Origin of the sequence: Sinomonas atrocyanea (assembly GCF_030811715.1) — a bacterium.
Taxonomy (GTDB): Bacteria; Actinomycetota; Actinomycetes; order Actinomycetales; family Micrococcaceae; genus Sinomonas; species Sinomonas atrocyanea_A.
In genome coordinates, this window is record NZ_JAUSRH010000004.1 from 282040 (window position 1) to 299021 (window position 16982).

16 protein-coding genes are annotated in these 16982 nt (G+C 72.0%); 8 read left to right on the forward strand and 8 right to left on the reverse strand.

Annotated elements, in window-relative coordinates; all coding sequences use genetic code 11:
* The first annotated feature begins 22 nt into the window (after window positions 1-22).
* From J2W21_RS09385 to J2W21_RS09395, 3 genes are all read left to right on the forward strand, one after another.
* Entirely contained in the window at window positions 23-1207 is a 1185-nt protein-coding gene (locus tag J2W21_RS09385; RefSeq protein ID WP_307114228.1) for a helix-turn-helix domain-containing protein, read from the forward strand.
* Window positions 1208-1310: 103 nt separating this feature from the next.
* A complete protein-coding gene (locus J2W21_RS09390; RefSeq protein ID WP_307114229.1) occupies window positions 1311-3098 on the forward strand; it encodes a flavin-containing monooxygenase in 1788 nt (595 codons plus the stop codon).
* Window positions 3099-3118: 20 nt separating this feature from the next.
* The gene (locus J2W21_RS09395; protein WP_307114230.1) at window positions 3119-4174 is read left to right on the forward strand and encodes a 2,3-butanediol dehydrogenase; all 1056 of its coding nucleotides are present in this window, start codon (window positions 3119-3121) and stop codon (window positions 4172-4174) included.
* A 90-nt stretch (window positions 4175-4264) separates the two neighbouring features.
* Here the strand turns inward: J2W21_RS09395 and J2W21_RS09400 are convergent, their stop codons facing one another.
* On the reverse strand, window positions 4265-4624 hold the full coding sequence (locus J2W21_RS09400) for a VOC family protein (protein ID WP_307114231.1): 360 nt from the start codon (window positions 4622-4624) through the stop codon (window positions 4265-4267).
* A 269-nt stretch (window positions 4625-4893) separates the two neighbouring features.
* On the opposite strand from J2W21_RS09400, the gene J2W21_RS09405 reads away from it, so the two are divergent.
* Complete coding sequence (locus tag J2W21_RS09405; RefSeq protein ID WP_307114232.1) at window positions 4894-6324, forward strand: amino acid permease; 1431 nt, start codon at window positions 4894-4896, stop codon at window positions 6322-6324.
* A gap of 76 nt (window positions 6325-6400) precedes the next feature.
* On the opposite strand, the gene J2W21_RS09410 is transcribed toward J2W21_RS09405, so the two are convergent.
* The 3 genes from J2W21_RS09410 to J2W21_RS09420 form a co-directional block, all read right to left on the reverse strand.
* Entirely contained in the window at window positions 6401-7204 is an 804-nt protein-coding gene (locus tag J2W21_RS09410; RefSeq protein WP_307114233.1) for a class I SAM-dependent methyltransferase, read from the reverse strand.
* A 64-nt stretch (window positions 7205-7268) separates the two neighbouring features.
* Window positions 7269-8525 (reverse strand): glycosyltransferase, encoded by a 1257-nt coding sequence (locus J2W21_RS09415; RefSeq protein ID WP_307114234.1) that lies wholly within the window; start codon window positions 8523-8525, stop codon window positions 7269-7271.
* An 8-nt stretch (window positions 8526-8533) separates the two neighbouring features.
* Window positions 8534-9136, reverse strand: a complete 603-nt coding sequence (locus J2W21_RS09420; RefSeq protein ID WP_307114235.1) for a TetR/AcrR family transcriptional regulator — start codon at window positions 9134-9136, stop codon at window positions 8534-8536.
* A gap of 82 nt (window positions 9137-9218) precedes the next feature.
* Between J2W21_RS09420 and J2W21_RS09425 the strand changes: the two genes are divergently transcribed.
* From J2W21_RS09425 to J2W21_RS09435, 3 genes are all read left to right on the forward strand, one after another.
* Window positions 9219-10580 carry an MATE family efflux transporter gene (locus J2W21_RS09425; RefSeq protein ID WP_307114236.1) on the forward strand — a complete coding sequence of 454 codons (1362 nt, stop codon included), beginning with the start codon at window positions 9219-9221 and terminating at the stop codon, window positions 10578-10580.
* A gap of 49 nt (window positions 10581-10629) precedes the next feature.
* Window positions 10630-11253 carry a hypothetical protein gene (locus tag J2W21_RS09430; RefSeq protein WP_307114237.1) on the forward strand — a complete coding sequence of 208 codons (624 nt, stop codon included), beginning with the start codon at window positions 10630-10632 and terminating at the stop codon, window positions 11251-11253.
* Window positions 11254-11318: 65 nt separating this feature from the next.
* Window positions 11319-11708 (forward strand): hypothetical protein, encoded by a 390-nt coding sequence (locus J2W21_RS09435; protein ID WP_307114238.1) that lies wholly within the window; start codon window positions 11319-11321, stop codon window positions 11706-11708.
* Between the two features lie 2 nt (window positions 11709-11710).
* Here J2W21_RS09435 and J2W21_RS09440 read toward each other — a convergent pair whose 3' ends face one another.
* Complete coding sequence (locus tag J2W21_RS09440) at window positions 11711-12265, reverse strand: CGNR zinc finger domain-containing protein (protein ID WP_307114239.1); 555 nt, start codon at window positions 12263-12265, stop codon at window positions 11711-11713.
* 81 nt (window positions 12266-12346) lie between these two features.
* Here J2W21_RS09440 and J2W21_RS09445 point away from each other — a divergent pair, with 81 nt between their 5' ends.
* Window positions 12347-13354: an EamA family transporter gene (locus J2W21_RS09445; RefSeq protein ID WP_307114240.1), complete on the forward strand. Its 1008-nt coding sequence runs from the start codon at window positions 12347-12349 to the stop codon at window positions 13352-13354.
* Window positions 13355-13487: 133 nt separating this feature from the next.
* Here the strand turns inward: J2W21_RS09445 and J2W21_RS09450 are convergent, their stop codons facing one another.
* The 3 genes from J2W21_RS09450 to J2W21_RS09460 are packed head-to-tail and all read right to left on the reverse strand — an operon-like array spanning window position 13488 to window position 16378.
* Window positions 13488-15749: a heavy metal translocating P-type ATPase gene (locus J2W21_RS09450; RefSeq protein WP_307114241.1), complete on the reverse strand. Its 2262-nt coding sequence runs from the start codon at window positions 15747-15749 to the stop codon at window positions 13488-13490.
* Window positions 15750-15753: 4 nt separating this feature from the next.
* Window positions 15754-15984, reverse strand: coding sequence for a heavy-metal-associated domain-containing protein (locus J2W21_RS09455; RefSeq protein WP_307114242.1), 231 nt, complete (start codon window positions 15982-15984; stop codon window positions 15754-15756).
* 55 nt (window positions 15985-16039) lie between these two features.
* Window positions 16040-16378, reverse strand: coding sequence for a metal-sensitive transcriptional regulator (locus J2W21_RS09460; protein ID WP_307114243.1), 339 nt, complete (start codon window positions 16376-16378; stop codon window positions 16040-16042).
* Window positions 16379-16982: the final 604 nt, after the last annotated feature.

The window sequence follows — 16982 nt, forward strand, 5'->3', positions numbered from 1 at the left end:
GCCCGCAGCCGAGGAGGTGCCCGTGACGCAGTCGCGCCTCGAGGCTGCCCTCACCGTCTTCGACGATCCCACCGCCAAGGCGCGCGAACTCCTCCGGCTCCACCGGTCGTGGCAGTCCACCAGCGAGGTCCCCGAGCCGGTGCGGACCGTGGTGGCCCGCGCGTGGCGCCGGCAGGCTTCCGCGGGCGAGCGACGCGGCCATCTCGGTGACGCGGCGCTGGCCGAACGCCGCGACCGCGCGGACGCGCTCACCTCGGTCCTTCCCCTCCTCCGGGACCGCCTGCTCCCGCTGGCCGGGGAGGCGGGCAACGAGCTCGTCATCAGCGACGACGAAGGCTATGTCCTGTGGGTCAGCGGCCCGGCAGCCGTGCGACGCAGGAGCGAGGAGCTCGGCTTCGTCCAGGGGGCCCGGTGGCGCGAGCGCGATGTCGGCGTCAACTCCCTCGGCACGGCGATGGAGGAGCGCCGTCCGGTCCAGATCTTCGGGCCCGAGCACGGCGCCGAGGAGCAGCATTCCTGGGTGTGCACGAGTGCGCCCATCCTCGGGCCCAAGACGGGCGCCCCTGTGGGGGTGGTGACGCTCAGCGGCTCCTACCGCACCGCGCATCCGCACACGCTGTCCCTCGTGAGCATGGCCGCGCGCGAGGCGATGGACCACCTCGCCCGGGTGCACGGTGGCGAGCTGCGGAGCCTCGCGCTCGAGGCCTCCGCGCGCCTCGGTGCCGCCGCGGCGGGCGGGGCCTGCCGCGGGACCCTGGTCGTGGACGACGCCGGCTGGGTCGCCTCAGCCGAGGGCTTCGGCGTGGGCGAGCGGATCCGTCTCCCTGCCGGCCTTGCGGCCGGCCTGACATGGCTGCCCGGCCTCGGGCAGGTGCACGCCGAACCGCTCGACGGCGGATGGATCCTGCGCGCCGCCCGCGCCTCCGCCGAGCTGGAACTGCGGCCCGGGCCGCCCTCTTCGGTGGTCGTGTACGCGGGCGCCGACGCGACCGAGGTCCCCCTGAGCGCCCGGCACTTCGAGCTCCTCACCCTCCTCGCCGCGCACCCCCGAGGTCTCGAGGCCCGCGAGGTCCTCGCCCGGCTCGACGGCGCCCAGAGCGAGGTGACCGTCCGCGCCGAGTTCTCCCGCCTGCGCAAGCGCCTGGGCGGGCTCATCGAGAGCCGCCCCTACCGCCTGACGGTACCGGCCGCCGTCGTGCGTCCCTGACCCGGCTGGCGAGGGACGCTGCAACGTTCTGCAACGCTGCCGCTCATGTGATCTGCGCCATACCTTCGGATGCATCGGCTCAGGCGTTCAAAGGAGAAATGCAATGGGTGATGCAGCGCTGCAGGGCGCAAGGGACTGGTTCGCGGACCTCGAGGCGGCGTTCGCCGACGGCGACGTCGCGCTGGCAGCCTCGCTGTTCGGCGAGGAGAGCTACTGGCGGGACCTCGCGAGCGTCACGTGGAACCTCCACACGGCCGAGGGCCGCGGCGAGATCGAGGCGATGCTCGCCGCGGTCGGCCCCGACGCCTGGCCGCGGCAGCTCGAGGTCACGGGCGCGAGCGAGGCCGACGGGGTGACGGAGGCCTGGTACACCTTCCGCAACAAGGCGTTCCACGGCAAGGGCCTCGTGCGCCTGCGCGAGGGCAAGGCCTGGACGTTCCTCTCGAGCGCGCAGGGCCTCAACGACTTCCCCGAGCCTTCCGGCCCCCGGCGTGAGCGGGGCGCAGAGCACGGCGTCAACGTCTCGACCCAGAACTGGCTCGACCGCCGGACCGCCCGGGCCGAGAGCTTCGGCACCGAGGAGCAGCCGTACGTGCTCATCGTCGGCGGCGGGCAGGGCGGCATCGGCCTCGCCGCACGGCTCAAGCGGCTCGGGGTCCCCGCGCTCGTAGTCGACAGGCACGCCCGCCCGGGCGACCAGTGGCGTTCGCGGTACCACTCGCTCTGCCTCCACGACCCCGTCTGGTACGACCACATGCCGTACCTGCCGTTCCCCGACCACTGGCCGGTCTTCACGCCCAAGGACAAGATGGGCGACTGGCTCGAGCACTACACCCACCTCATGGAGCTCGACTACTGGCCCAACACCGAGGCCACGAGCGCAAGCTTCGACGAGCGGGCCGAGCAGTGGACGGTCAGTGTGACGCGCGAGGGCCGCCAGCTCACCCTGACCCCGAACCACCTCGTCATGGCCACCGGCATGTCCGGGCTTCCCAGCGTGCCCACGCTGCCCGGCCAGGACGTGTTCCGCGGCGACCAGCACCACTCCTCCCAGCACCCGGGCGGGGCGAAGTACTCGGGCAAGAAGGTCGTGGTGGTCGGCTCGAACAACTCGGCCCACGACATCTGCGCCGACCTGTGGCAGAACGGGGCCGAGCCGACCATGCTCCAGCGCTCGAGCACCCACATCGTCAAGTCCGACTCGCTCATGGAGGTTGTCCTCGGGCCCCTCTACTCCGAGGAGGCACTGGCCAACGGGATCGACCACGAGACCGCGGACCTCATCTTCGCCTCCATCCCGTACAAGGTCCTCCCGGACTTCCAGCGCCCCGCCTTCGACGAGATCCGAGAACGGGACAAGGAGTTCTACGCGGGACTCGAGCAGGCCGGCTTCCAGCTCGACTTCGGCGACGACGACTCGGGACTCTTCCTCAAGTACCTCCGGCGCGGCTCGGGCTACTACATCGACATCGGCGCCTCCGAGCTCATTGCCAAGGGCGCGATCCGGCTCGCGAGCGGCCAGATCGACCACCTCACCGAGGACGCCGTCGTGCTCGACGACGGCACGCGCCTCGAGGCCGACGCGGTCGTCTATGCGACGGGGTACGGCTCGATGAACGGCTGGGCGGCCAGGCTCATCTCGCAGGATGTCGCGGACAAGGTCGGCAAGTGCTGGGGCCTCGGCTCCGGCACGACGAAGGACCCTGGCCCGTGGCAGGGCGAGCTGCGCAACATGTGGAAGCCGACGCAGCAGGAGAACCTGTGGTTCCACGGCGGAAACCTGCACCAGTCGCGCCACTACTCGAAGTACCTGGCCCTCCAGCTCAAGGCGCGGCTCGAGGGGCTCGAAACACCCGTCTACGCGCTCGCGCAGACGCACCACACGCGCTGAGCCCAGCCAGAGGAGGACGCATGAAGGCAGCACGCTACTACGGGAACAAGGACCTGCGGGTCGAGGACATCGCCGAGCCCCGAGTGGAGCCGGGCAAGGTCAAGATCCGCGTCGAATGGTGCGGGATCTGCGGCACGGACCTGCACGAGTACGACGACGGGCCGATCTTCTGCCCGACGGCCGCCCACCCGCACCCCATCACGGGCGAGTCGGTGCCGGTGACCCTGGGCCACGAGTTCGCGGGCGTCATCGCCGAGCTGGGGGAGGGCGTCACCGGGCTCGAGGTCGGGGACAAGGTGGCCGTCGAGCCGTACATCACCTGCGGCGAGTGCGTGTACTGCGTCTCGGGCCGGTACAACCTGTGCGTCAAGGGCGGGTTCATCGGCCTGTCCGGCGAGGGCGGCGGCTACTCGGAGTTCGTCGTCGTGCCGCCCGAGCGCGTGTTCCCGCTGGGAGAGCTGTCCACGGAGATCGGGGCGCTCGTCGAGCCCATCGCGGTGGGCTACCACGCGGTCAAGCGCTCCGGCATCCAGGCCGGACAGACGGCGGTCGTGTTCGGCGCCGGCCCGATCGGGCTCGTGACCACGGCGTGCCTGCGGGCCATCGGGGTCGAGCAGGTCGTCGTCGTCGAGCTGTCCTCGATCCGCAAGGCCAAGGCGCCCGACGCCGGCGCGACGCTCGTCCTCGACCCGTCCGAGACGGACGTCCCGGCGAAGGTCCGCGAGCTCACGGACGGGCTGGGTGCGCATGTCGCGTTCGAGTGCGTGGGCGCATCCCCGGCGCTCCAGGGCGCGCTCGACGCGACGCGGAACGGCGGCACCGTGGTCAACGTCTCGATCTGGGGCCACAAGGCGGAGATCGACATGTTCGGCCTCGTGATGCGCGAGCTCAACCTCATCGGCACGAGTGCCTACTGCGGCGACCACGCCGAGGTCATCGAGCTCCTCAGGGCAGGGAAGATCCCGGCCGAGCAGTTCATCACCGGCCGCATAGCGGTCGACGACATCCTCGACGCCGGCTTCCGCGAGCTCATCGAGAACAAGGAGGAGAACGTCAAGATCCTCGTGCACCCCTGACCACCCGGTCATCACCGACGTGCCCGACGCCGTGGGGACGGCTCCCGCCCGAGCCGGCCCCACGGCGTCGTGCGTGCCCCGCCAGGGCGCTCAGCTGAGGCAGAGGCAGAAGGGATGCCCGGCCGGATCGAGGAAGACGCGGAACGACGTCCCCGGCTGGTGTGCGTGCTTGGTCGCCCCGAGCCCGAGGACGGCCTCCTCCGCCGCGTCGAGGTCGTCGACCACGACATCGAGGTGCATCTGCTGCGGCAGCTCCTGGCCCGGCCACTCGGGCGCCGTGTAGCCCTGCACGCCCTGGAAGGCAATGCACTGGCCATAGTCGGCGCGTATCTGGGCCCAGTCTGCGGACGACTCTTCCACCTTCCAGTCCAGGAGCCCGGCATAGAACTCGGCGAGGGCGCCGGGCTCGGGGCAGTCGATGACAACGTTGGGGAACCGTGCGATAGCCATACCCGGACGCTACCGGTGGCAGAGGACAGGACGTGTCCGCAGCGTCGGTGCGCCGCAGGGTGGCCCGGATCACCCGGGGTCGTGGCGCCGCCTACGTTGCCGCCATGTTTCGGAGAACGCGTGCGAGAACATCTGGTGACCAGAGGTGAACTCCATTGGGCGGATACCCTGCCGCGGCGGGTAAAGACTGTGCGATCGCCCGCGCAGACCTTCTGGGTATGGGTCCACCATTGATTCCGGCATTGACCCTAACGATGGAAGTGAGCCTCATGGCTTCCCAACCAGAACTCCACAAGACCCTCAAACCCCGGCACCTGTCGATGATCGCCATCGCCGGCGTCATCGGAGCCGGCCTCTTCGTCGGCTCCGGCGCCGCGATCAAGCAGGCCGGGCCCGGGATCCTCCTCGCCTACGCGGCCGCCGGCCTCGTCGTGATCCTCGTGATGCGCATGCTCGGCGAGATGGCCGCGGCGAACCCCGAGACCGGCTCCTTCTCGGCATACGCGGACAAGGCCCTCGGCCGCTGGGCCGGCTTCAGCATCGGCTGGCTCTACGCATGGTTCTGGATCATCGTCCTCGGCATCGAGGCCACCGCCGGTGCGGCGATCATGCACCGCTGGCTCCCCGGCGTCGACCAGTGGATCTGGGCCCTCGTGCTGATGGTCGCGCTCACGCTCACCAACGTGTGGAGCGTCAAGTCCTACGGCGAGTTCGAGTTCTGGTTCGCCTCGGTGAAGGTCACCGCGATCATCCTGTTCCTCATCGCCGGCATCGCCGCGATCTTCGGCCTCATCCCCGGCCTCCCGGCCCCGGGCACCACCAACCTGCTCGGCCACGGCGGCCTCATGCCCAACGGCGGCAGCGCGGTCCTGGCGGGCATCCTCGTCGTCGTGTTCTCCTTCTTCGGAGCCGAGATCGCCACGATCGCGGCGGGCGAGTCCGCCGATCCCGTGACCGCGGTCCGCAAGGCCGTCAACTCGACCGTGTGGCGCATCCTCGTCTTCTACATCGGCTCGATGGCGATCGTCGTGACCCTTCTGCCCTGGGACGACGCGTCCGTGGCGAAGAGCCCCTACGTCGCTGTGATCGAGCGGTTCGGCGTCCCCGGTGCCGGCACCATCATGGACATCGTCGTCCTCACCTCCGTCCTCTCGTGCCTCAACTCCGGCCTCTACACGGCCAGCCGCATGATCTTCTCGCTCTCGACCCGCGGGGACGCGCCGTCCTCGTGGTCGCGCATCTCCCCCCGCGGCGTCCCGGTCCGCGCGGTGCTCGTCTCCACAGTGGTCGGCTTCGTCACGGTGGGCCTGAACTACCTGTGGCCCGACACGGTGTTCCTGTTCCTGGTCAACACCTCGGGTGCGATCGCGCTGTTCGTGTGGCTCGTCATCGCCGCCTCCCAGCTGATCCTGCGCCGCCGGGCCGATGCTGCCGGCACGAAGCTCGAGATCCGCATGTGGCTGTTCCCGTACCTGACGTGGGCGTCCATCGTGGCGATCGTCGCCCTGCTCGTGGGCATGCTCTTCCTCGACGACACCCGTGACGAGCTCATCCTGTCGGTGGCGCTCGCCGCCGTCGTCGTCGCGATCGGCGTGGTCCGCTACCGCCGGCGCGGCCCGGCCGGGACGGGAGCGCCTGCCCTGGCCAAGGATGCCGAGGCCAGCGAAGTGGACGCCGAAGCCCACGGGCACGGCGCCTGAGGGCCAGCCCCGTACAGGAGCGCACCCGACGGCGCGGTGCCGGCTCGCACACGAGCCGGGACCGCGCCGTCCTGCGTCAGGCCACGCCCGAGAAGAAGATCGCCGTGGTGGGTCCCGAGAACGGCCTGCCGCCGAGCCGCTCCCCGAGCACCCGCGCGACGTCCACCGTGATCTGCACCGGGTCCCCGTACCCCTCGCGCAGCTCATTGGCGAGGGGCGTCCCCTGGCAGTGGGCGATCGCGATCGCGTCGGCGGAGGTCGGGGCGCTGACGTGCTCGACCGTGCGGACGTCGATGTCCGAGAAGCCGGCCTCCTCGAGCTCGGCGCGGATGAGGTCATGGTCCGTGTACCCGAAGGGCACGCGGCGGTAGAACGTCGGCGTCCTGCCCGGGAAGAGCTCGGCGAGGGCCTGCTCGACGAGCAGGGTCACCTCGTTGCCCTCGAGCGGGCCCCACACGGCCGCCGTGATCCGGGCGCCGGGCCGCAGCACCCGCCGCGCCTCCGCGTAGGCCCGCACCCGGTCGGGGAAGAACATGATCCCGAACTGGCTCACCACCGCATCGAAGGCCCCGTCCTCGAACGGGAGCTCCTGCGCGTCGGCCTGCTGCCATCGGATGGCGTCCGAGGCGGGCAGCATGCGGTCCGCCTGGACGAGCATGGCCGGGTTGAGGTCCGTGGCGGTGATCCTGGCCCCGGGCAGGACCCGGTGGAGCGTCCTCGTCACGACTCCCGTCCCCGCCGCCGTCTCGAGCACGCTCGTGGGGTCCGCGGCCGCGACTTCGGCAGCGAGATCGTCCGCGAAGTCCTGGAAGACCATGGGCACGAGGACGGTGTCATAGAGCTCCGGGATCGACCCCGTGAAGGCTGAGTCACCTGACATGCGATCAGTATGGGTCCGGGGTCCGCGGGGCCGCCAGAGCACCGGGCGGGGCACCTCCGGGCGTTCACGAGTGCTCTCCGGCCACGGCCCGCGCTGACTCGTCGCGGAGCAGCTCCTCGACCGCGTCGGCACCGGCGGAGGCCCCGCCCGCGGCGAGGTAGCCCGCGGAGACGCGGCGCGCGCCGTCGGCCATCCGGGAGGCACGCCCGACGGCGCGGCGGAGCCTCGCCGCGCTCAGGCGGCCCTTCGCGAGGCGGACGCCCGCCCCCGCATGCGCGACGCGGGCGGCGACCTCGAGCTGGTCGCGGCCGAACGGGACCACCACCACAGGCACGCCCGCCGCGAGGGCCTTCTGGGTCGCGCCCATGCCCCCGTGCGTGACGGCGACCGCGGCGCGGGACAGGACCGCGGAATGCGGGACGAATCGCTCGGCCCGCACGTTTGGCGGGAGCGGTCCCAGGTCCGCAGGGCCGGAGGGCATGGTGATGAGCACGCGGTACGGCGACTCCGCGAGGCCCTCGGCCGCGGCTCGGGCCAGCGCCTCGTCGGCCTGGTACTCAGAGGAGGTCGTGACGAGTACGAACGGATCTCCCGGCTCGGTGACCCATGCCGGGATCGGCGACGGCGGCTCCCACTGCAGCGCCCCGATCGAGCGGATCGTGGGACGCCAGTCGGTGTGCGGATAGTCGAACGGCGCGGACGTCGTGACGAGCATGAGCGGCGCTGCGCGGAAGAAGGCGTCCACGTCCGCAACCGGCGGCAGCCCGTGCTGCGCCCGGACGGCGTTGAGCGGGCCGAGGTACCGCCGGGCGAGCTGGCCCTGGACGAGCCCGCGCAGGGCGGCGTCCCGCACCCGGCCGATCGGCCCGCCCAGAGGCGGTGCACCGGGACCGAAGGGGGGAGTTCCGGCGGAGTCGAGGGGCGGGATGTACGGGCTGAAGGTGGCCCACGGGCCGCCCCAGGCCTGCGCCGCGGCGGCAGCACCCCAGGAGTTGATGTCGACGAGCGCGGCATCGGGCCGGACGGCGTCCAGGGCGGCAGCGGCGTCCGGGCCATCCGCGGCCGCGCGCTGCGCGAAGGCCTGCGCGCTCAGCGAGAGCGCACCGAGGGCTGTGCGGGCACCGAAGTCCCGGAGCCCGGTGGCGGGGATCCTCGGGTCGATGGGGGCGGCGTCCAGCCCGAGGTCGCGGAGCGTCCCCACATGCTCGGCGAGAGTGCGGACGTGGACGCGGTGCCCGCGCCGGGCGAGTTCGAGCAGGAGCGGGACGAGCGGGAACAGATGGCCGGATGCGGGAGAGGTGTAGGCGAGGACCGTGGACACGTGGCCTCCTAGTGGGGGGCTCCGGGACGCACGAGGGGTCCGAGGAGCTCGGTGAGGGCGAGGATGTACTGGTGGCGGCCGAGGCCCGCATCGAGCCGGAGCAGCCTCCAGGTGTAGACGTCGCAGACGGCGACGAACTGGGCCAGCCGGCGCTCCCGGTCCGCGCCGGCCAGGCCGTCGAGGGCGCCCGCGAACACGCGCGCGCACCAGGCCCGGTGGTAGGCGCGGCCCTGAGCGGTGACCTCGCGCATGAAGGGGGAGGAGTGCTCGTCGGCGAGCATCTTCAGGGCCAGGCGCCCGGTGTGCTCGTAGTGCTCGGCGAGATTGCCGAGGGCACCGGCGAGGTCCCCGGCGGGTGCCGCATCCCGCTCCGCGGCCACGGACTCGAAGCCCTGCCGCGCAGCGGCGGCGAAGAGGGCATCCTTGTCCCCGAAGCGCCGGATCACGGTCTGCACGGCCACACCCGCCCGATCGGCGACCTGGGCGAGCGTGATCTGCGCCAGAGGCAGCTCCACGAAGAGGTCCCGCGCCGCCCCGAGGATCCGCAGACGGGTCTCCTCGGCCGAGGCGGCACGCCTGGCCATGGTGTACGGGCGCCGACCCGATTTCATGTCAATGAGAGTAACTCCAATGTTCGGGGCGGTCCATGGCGGCGGGGCAGGACTGTCGGCGCCGGCGCCTACAGTGGGACGCATGGAGCAGGAGGAGCAGGTCCACGCGCACGTGCAGGCCGCCGCGCCGCGGTCGACGGCGCGCGAGATCCTGCGCCTCGCCGTGCCTGCCTTCTTCGCGCTCGTCGCCGAGCCGCTCTTCCTCCTCGCCGACTCGGCCATCGTCGGGCACCTCGGCGTCCCGCAGCTGGCCGGGCTCGGGATCGCGACCACGGTGCTGCAGACCGCCGTGGGGCTCATGGTCTTCCTCGCGTACGGGACCGGACCGGCCGTGGCTCGCTTCCTCGGCGCGGGGAAGATGGGCCACGCCATGTCCGCCGCGCGCGACGGCGCCTGGCTGGCGCTGCTGCTCGGCCTCGCCCTCGCGGCACTCGGCTGGCTGACGGCCCCGGCCGTGGTGGGCCTGCTCGGGGGCACGGCCGAGGTGCGCGGGTACGCGGTCGAGTACCTCGTCTGGTCAATGCCCGGGCTCGTGGGCATGCTGCTCGTGTTCGCGGGGACCGGCGCCCTGCGCGGGCTCCAGGACACCAGGACCCCGCTCGTCGTCGCCACGGTCGGTTTCACGGGGAACATCCTGCTGAACCTGCTGTTCGTGTACGGCCTCGGCTGGGGGATCGCGGGGTCGGCCATCGGCACGAGCGTCGCCCAGCTGGGCATGGCAGCCGCGTACCTGGGCATCGTCCTGCGGCGCATGCGGCACGAGGGAGTCGGCCTCGCCCCGAGCCGGCGCGGCCTCCTGGGCGCCGCCCACGTGGGCTCCTGGCTCATGCTGCGCACACTCACGCTCCGGGCCGCGATCTTCGCGGCCGTCGTGGTCGCCACACAGCAGGGGCCGGAAAACCTCGCCGCCCACCAGCTCGCCATGACCCTCTTCAACTTCCTCGCCTTCGCCCTCGACGCCCTGGCCATTGCCGCCCAGGCGCTCATCGGCAAGGAACTCGGCGCCTCGGACGCGGCCCGGGCCCGGTCCCTCACCCGGACCATGGTGCGGTGGTCCCTCGGGTACGGCGCCGTCACCGGGGTCCTCCTCGCGGCCTGCGCTCCGTGGATCGGGTGGATCTTCACCCCGGACCGGCAGGTCCACGCGGCCCTGCTGCCGGCCCTGCTCGTGCTTGCCGCGAGCCAGCCCGTGTGCGGCTACGTGTTCGTCCTCGACGGCGTGCTGATCGGGGCCGGGGACGCCCGCTACCTCGCACTCGCGGGCGCTCTCAACCTCGTGGTCTATGCCCCCCTGCTCGTGTGGGCGGGCCTCTCCGGGGTCGGGGGACCGGCCGGGCTCATGTGGGTGTGGGCGGCGTTCGCCGGCGGCTACATGCTCGCGCGGGCACTCACCCTCGGCCTGCGGGCGCGCTCGGACGCGTGGATGGTGCTCGGCTCGCATTAGGCCGGCGCCCCCGGCGGGCCGGCACGCGCCGGCTGGCTAGACTTGGCCCGTGCCCGAAAACCCGTCGACCCAGCCCACAGGCGTGCCTCCGGGCGCCCCCGCCCCCGCCGAACAGCGTGCCCTGGCCCGCCCGGTGATCCTCCGGGCCCTCGTCGCGCTCGCCTTCGGAGCGGTCACCGTCTTCTGGGGGACTCCGACGCCCGCCGGCGCGGCCTGGTCCCTCGCGGCCTACTTCGTGGGACTCGCGGCGGCCCGCGCCTGGCTGCTGCGCGAGGAGGGGCGTGCCGCGGACCCTGCGGGCCGCCCCACCGCCGCCGTCCGCGCGGTCGCCTCGGCGTGCTTCGGTCTGGCTGCAGCCCTCGGCCTCGGGCTCGGTGCCGCACCGGCGGCTGCCGTCATCGCCGTCGGGGGCGCCGTGGCCCTTGCGCTCACCGGGATCGCGGACGTCGTCGCGGCCGTCGCCGGGCGGGGACGGAGCCCCCTCGCACGGGACGAGCTCATCGCCGGCGCCGTGCACCTCGGCGCCGCCGTCCTGCTGCCCTTCGTCGCCGGCCTGGGCGCCCACGCGCTGCTCGGAGTGGCCGGCGGCGCGGCCATCATCACGGGCGTCCTGCTCCTGATCGGCGGCCTGAGCCTGAGGCACGATTCCGCGGCCCAGCCCGACGTGGCCTAGAATCGATACGTTCTTTCTACTTCTCGTAGAAGCTCCCACGTTCCCCGGCCGCTTGAGGAGGGCCCATGTCTGATACACCGCGCGGCCCCCGCGTCGGGATCAAGGGCCCGCTCATGTTCTCGGCGTTCTTCGGCGTCGTCGCCTTCGTGACGGTGCTGATCTTCGGCTCCGGCGGGACGGGGCACGGCCTCCGGTTCGACCTCGCGTTCAGCGCCGCCGGCATCGCGTTCATCGTGTGCCTCGTCATCGCCGCGATGCTGTCGATGAGCTACAAGGAGAACGCCGAGCACCTCGGCCGGGGCGACGGCGTCAACCTGCGCTCCGCGGACCGGCTCAAGCGCGCCCAGCGTCCGGCCAAGGACGCCTCTACCGCGGACGGCGGGGAGGGTGCGGCGGAGGCCGGGCGCGAGGCCGACGGCGGCGATGCCCCGGGCGGCCCCGGCCGGGAAGCCTGAGCTCAGCTCGCGGCCTTGCGCTCCCGGTACGCGCGCACATGCGCCCGGTTGGCGCAGTTCCCGGTGTCGCAGTAGCGCTTCGAGCGGTTCTTCGTCAGGTCGATGAGCACGGCCTCGCAGTCCCCGGCCGAGCACACGCGCAGCCGGTCGAGCTCCTTCGAGCGGATCACGTCCACGAACGCCATCGCGGCCTCGGTGCCCATCCGGTCCGCCAGCGGCGCCTGCGGGGTCGTGGCATGCAGGTGCCAGTCCCAGTGGTCGTGCTTGACGAGCTGCGGCAGCGCCCGGGCCTCGCTCAGCAGGGAGTTGACCAGCTCGACGGCCTCGTCCTCGGTGGAGTCCCAGAGGGTGCGCAGCCGCGACCGGAGCGCGCGCACCCCAGCCAGCTCCGCGGCGTCGTGCGTGCGGGAGCCCGTGAACTGCTCTTCGAGCAGGAAGCGGTCCAGGTCCTCGCCAGTGGCGAGGCGCTCGCCGCCGTCCGCGTCGAGGGGGTCGAGGGTGTTGACGAGGTTGACCACGCTGCGCAGCGCCACCTCGGTGTCATGGGCGAAGATCACGTTGACTCCTGACAGGATCGGGATCTACTGTCATCACCATACCCTTGCTTTACTCGTGACACGATCCCTGGGAGGTGCCCCGTGCTGTCCGCGAACCGTTCTGCTTCCGGCCTCGTCTTCGCCCTGCTGTCCGCCGCCACGTTCGGCGTGTCGGGGCCGCTCGGGAAGTCCCTCCTCGAGGCCGGGTGGACGCCCGGTGCAGTGGTCGGCGGTCGGGTGGGGCTCGCCGCGCTCGTGATGGCGGTCCCCGCGGCGTGGATGATGCGCGGGCAGTGGGCGCGACTCCGTGGCGGGGTCGCCCTCATGGCCGCGTACGGCGCGATTGCCATCGCGCTGTGCCAGTTCTTCTACTTCAATGCGGTGGCGCGCATGAGCCCCCCGGTGGCGCTCATGCTCGAATACCTCGCCCCGATCATCCTCGTGGGCTGGGCCTGGCTGCGCACGCGGCACCGCCCGGGGACCCTCACCATCCTCGGGACCGTGACGGCGATGCTCGGCCTCGTGCTGGTCCTGGACCTGATGAGCGCCCAGCACGTCGACCCGGTGGGAGTGCTCTGGGGGGTGGCCGCCGCCATCTGCCTCGCCGTCTACTTCGTCCTCTCGGCGAAGTCCGACGGCGTCCTGCCGCCCCTCGTGACCGTGGCCGGCGGGATGGTGTCCGGCGCCCTGACGATCGCCGTGCTCGCCCTCGTGGGCCTGCTGCCGCTGGGTGCGACGTTCGGGAACGTCGAGCTGCTGGGCGGCGAGGTCAGCTGGGTGGTCCCGCTCGCCGGGATCACCCTGGTCGCCGCGGTGCTCGCGTACACCTTCGGGATCGTCGGCACCCAGCGGCTCGGCTCGAAGGTCGCGAGCTTCGTCTCCCTCACCGAGGTGCTCTTCTCGGTCATCGCCTCGTGGATCATGATCGGCGACATCCCCGGGCCGGTGCAGTTTGTGGGCGGCGCGCTCATCGTGGCCGGGGTGGTCATGGTGCGCATGGACGAGCTCCGCGCTCCCGCCGTTGCCGCCGTCCCCGACTCCGCGCCGGAGGCCCTGCCCGCGGCAGACCTCGCCACCGGCTCGCTGCCGGCCGTCAACCGCCCCGCCTGACCCGGCCTTCCGCCCCTCCCCACCCCCTTCGTCTCGGGTACGCATCTCGTCGCGTTTTCGCCCTTCCGGGTACGCGGGCGCGTACCCGGAACGGCAATGTGGGGGCGAGATGCGTACCCGAAACGGGGAGGGGTCAGGGGGTGAAGCGCGTGAGCCGCAGCGAGTTCGCCACCACCAGCACCGAGCTCGCCGCCATGGCCGCGCCGGCGATCATCGGGTTGAGCAGCCCGAACGCCGCGACGGGAATCCCGACCGCGTTGTAGAAGAACGCCCAGAACAGGTTCTGCTTGATGATCGCGAGCGTCCTGCGGGACAGCGCGATCGCCGCCGCCACCTGGTTCAGGTCGTCGCCCATCACGGTCAGGTCCGCCGCCTCGCGAGCGACGTCCGTGCCCGAGCCCATCGCGATCCCCAGGTCGGCCTGCGCGAGCGCGGGCGCGTCGTTGACCCCGTCGCCGGCCATTGCCACCCGGGCGCCGCCGGACTGGAGCCGCCTGACCGCCTGGACCTTGCCCTCGGGGCGGACGCCCGCCTGCACGTCCTCCGCCGCGATGCCCACCTCGCCGGCAACCCGGGCCGCGACGGCCGCGTTGTCCCCGGTGACGAGCACGGGCCGCAGGCCCAGCGCCCGGAGCCGGCCGATCCCTGCGGCCGAGCCGGGCTTGACCGTGTCGCGCAGCGCCACGATCCCGGCGAGGGCACCGTCGACGGCGACCCACACCGCCGTCGCGCCGGCCTCCTCTCGCTCGGCGAAGCTGGCCGCCGCCTCCGCGTCGGGCGCCGAGCCGAGCTGCCCCGCGACCCAGTCGGTGCGGCCCACGAGCACGCGGCGCCCCTCCACGGTGCCCTCCACCCCGCCGCCCGGAGCGGAACGGAAGCCGACGACGGCGGGCAGGGCGGCGCCGTCGTGCGCCCGGCGTGCCGCCGCGGTGACAGCGCGGGCGAGGGGGTGCTCGCTCGCCGACTCGACGGCCCCCGCGAGCCGGAGCAGCGCAGCGCGGTCGAAGTCCCCGAGGGGGTCGACGGTGTCGACGGCCAGCCGGCCGGTGGTGACGGTCCCGGTCTTGTCGAGCACGATCGTGTCGACGGTGCGGGTGTCCTCGAGGACGTGGGCGCCGCGGATGAGGATGCCCAGCTGCGAGCCGCGCCCACTGCCGGCGAGCAGCCCGATGGGGGTGGCGAGCCCCAGGGCGCAGGGGCACGCGATCACGAGCACCGCGACGGCGGCGGTGAACGCGGCGGGCAGCGCGCCGCCGAGGAGGAGCCAGAGGACGAACGTGACGGCCGTGATGGCGAGGACCACGGGCACGAACACGGCGCTGATCCTGTCGGCGAGCCGGGCGATCGGCGCCTTGCCGGTCTGCGCCTCGGATACGAGCCTCGCCATGGCTGCGAGCGTCGTGTCCGAACCCACCCGGGTGGCCTCGACCACGAGCCGGCCCGAGGTGTTCACGGTCGCGCCGGTGACGCGGCTGCCCTCGGCGACCTCGACAGGGACCGACTCACCGGTCAGGAGCGAGGCGTCGACGGCAGAGGCACCCTCGCGGACCACGCCGTCGGTCGCGACCTTCTCCCCGGGCCGCACCACGAACAGGTCCCCGGGCACGAGCTGGTCCGCCGGCACCTCCGTCTCGGCCCCGTCGCGCAGGAGGGTGGCCCGTTTGGCGCCGCGGTCCAGGAGGGCGCGCAGGGCGTCGCCTGCCCGGGACTTGGCGCGTGCCTCGAGCCAGCGGCCGAGGAGGAGGAAGGTCGTCACGACGGCGGCCGTCTCGAAGTACAGCGCCCCGCCGGACATCTCCATGGCCGGGTCCGCGGTCAGGGCCGGGTCGGCCAGCAGCTGGACGAGCGAGTAGACGTACGCGGCGGTCACCCCGAGGGAGACGAGGGTGTCCATGGTGGACCCGCCGTGGCGGGCGTTGACGGCCGCCGCGCGGTGGAACGGCCACGCCGCCCACGTGACGACGGGGAGGGCCAGGGCGGCGGCCCACCAGCCCCAGTGGGGGAACTGGGCGGCCGGGACCATCGAGATCAGGACCACGGGGACGGTGAGCACGGCCGCGACCGCGAGCCGGGGCAGCAGGGAACCGGCCGGTGCCTCGTCGGCTTCGGCGGACGACGGCGCGGGGCCGCCATCGCGGGGAGCGGCACCGGGGTGGGGCTGGGCCTTGACCTTCGCCGTGTATCCGGCGGCGGCCACGGTGGAGATCAGCTGCTCGTCGCTCACCCCGGCGGGAACCTCGACGCGGGCCGACTCGAGGGGCAGGTTCACCGAGGCGTGGACGCCCTCGATCTTCCCCAGCTTCCGTTCGACCCTGTTCACGCAGGAGGCGCACGTCATGCCCCCGATGTCGAGTTCGACGATGCGGGGTAGCTGCGCGGTGCCGTGCTGGTCCATGGCCCTACGCGTCGTTGTCGACCACGACGTAGCCCGCCTCGGCGACGGCTTCGCTGATCGACTCGTGCTTGAGCCTGCGGTCGGACTGGATCGTCACTTCCGAGACGCCGCCGGCGTTGAGGTCTACCGAGACGTCCTCGACACCGTCGATCGACTCGATCTCCTCGGTGACCGAGCTGACGCAGTGGCCGCAGGTCATGCCGTCGACGTGCACGGTGGTGGTGAAGTGGCTCATGGTGCTTCTCCTCTGGTGCGTTCTTTCGGTGGTGGTGCCCAGCGTAGGCGGGGTGCTACCGCAGCAGGCGCCCGATGGCATCGGTGGCCTCCTTGACCTTGAAGTCGATCTCCTCGGCGCGCTGCTCGGGGTCTGGCACGTTTGCCGCTCCCATCACGCAGTGCCCGATGTGCTCCTCGACGAGGCCGAGGCTGACTGCATGGAGGGCCTTGGTCACCGCTGAGACCTGGGTGAGGATGTCGATGCAGTACTTGTCCTCCTCCACCATGCGCGCGATGCCCCGGACCTGGCCCTCGATGCGCCGCAGGCGCCGGAGGTAGGCGTCCTTGTCCGCGGCATAGCCGTAGGGCGGCCCGGCGTGCGGGTGCTCGGGAGGCTGGATGATCTCGTCCATGCCCCCGAACGTATACCCGCAGGGGGTATGCGTCAACTACCCCCTAGGGGTATGAGGCGCCTGGGGGCATGAGGGCCGCCGCAAACCGGTTGGCGGACACGTTCCGGCGGCCGGGCGGAGTGGCCAAGGGCACACCCGCCCGATTTGGCCGAACCGCGCCGAGCCGGTAATGTTTTCTGAGTCGCCGGAGCGGCTGCGAACTGATCGCAGACCGGACAGGGCGGCCAAACCCCAAGGAATTCCACCGGAACGGTGCACCTTCGAGTGCGCCGGGAACGCGGAATTCTGGTTCGAATTTCTCGATCCCCTCCCGGAAACGGGATTTGGAAAAGGAATTCGGATCGGGTAGGATTGAATCTTGTTGCCGCGGGGATGTGGCCGGCCGGTTGGCTGGTCGGAGTACCTGCGGGGGCGTGTTGTTTGAGAACTCAATAGTGTGCCAAGTTTGTTGATGCCATTTTTTTGGTTGTCAAAGTTGCCTGTTGCTGTGCACCCCCGTGCACAGTGGACGGGTGTTTGATGCCGGATCATTTTCTGCCGGCCGGGGTGCCTCATTTTCCTGGGGTTCCTGGTTGGCGTGTTCTTTGACGGAGAGTTTGATCCT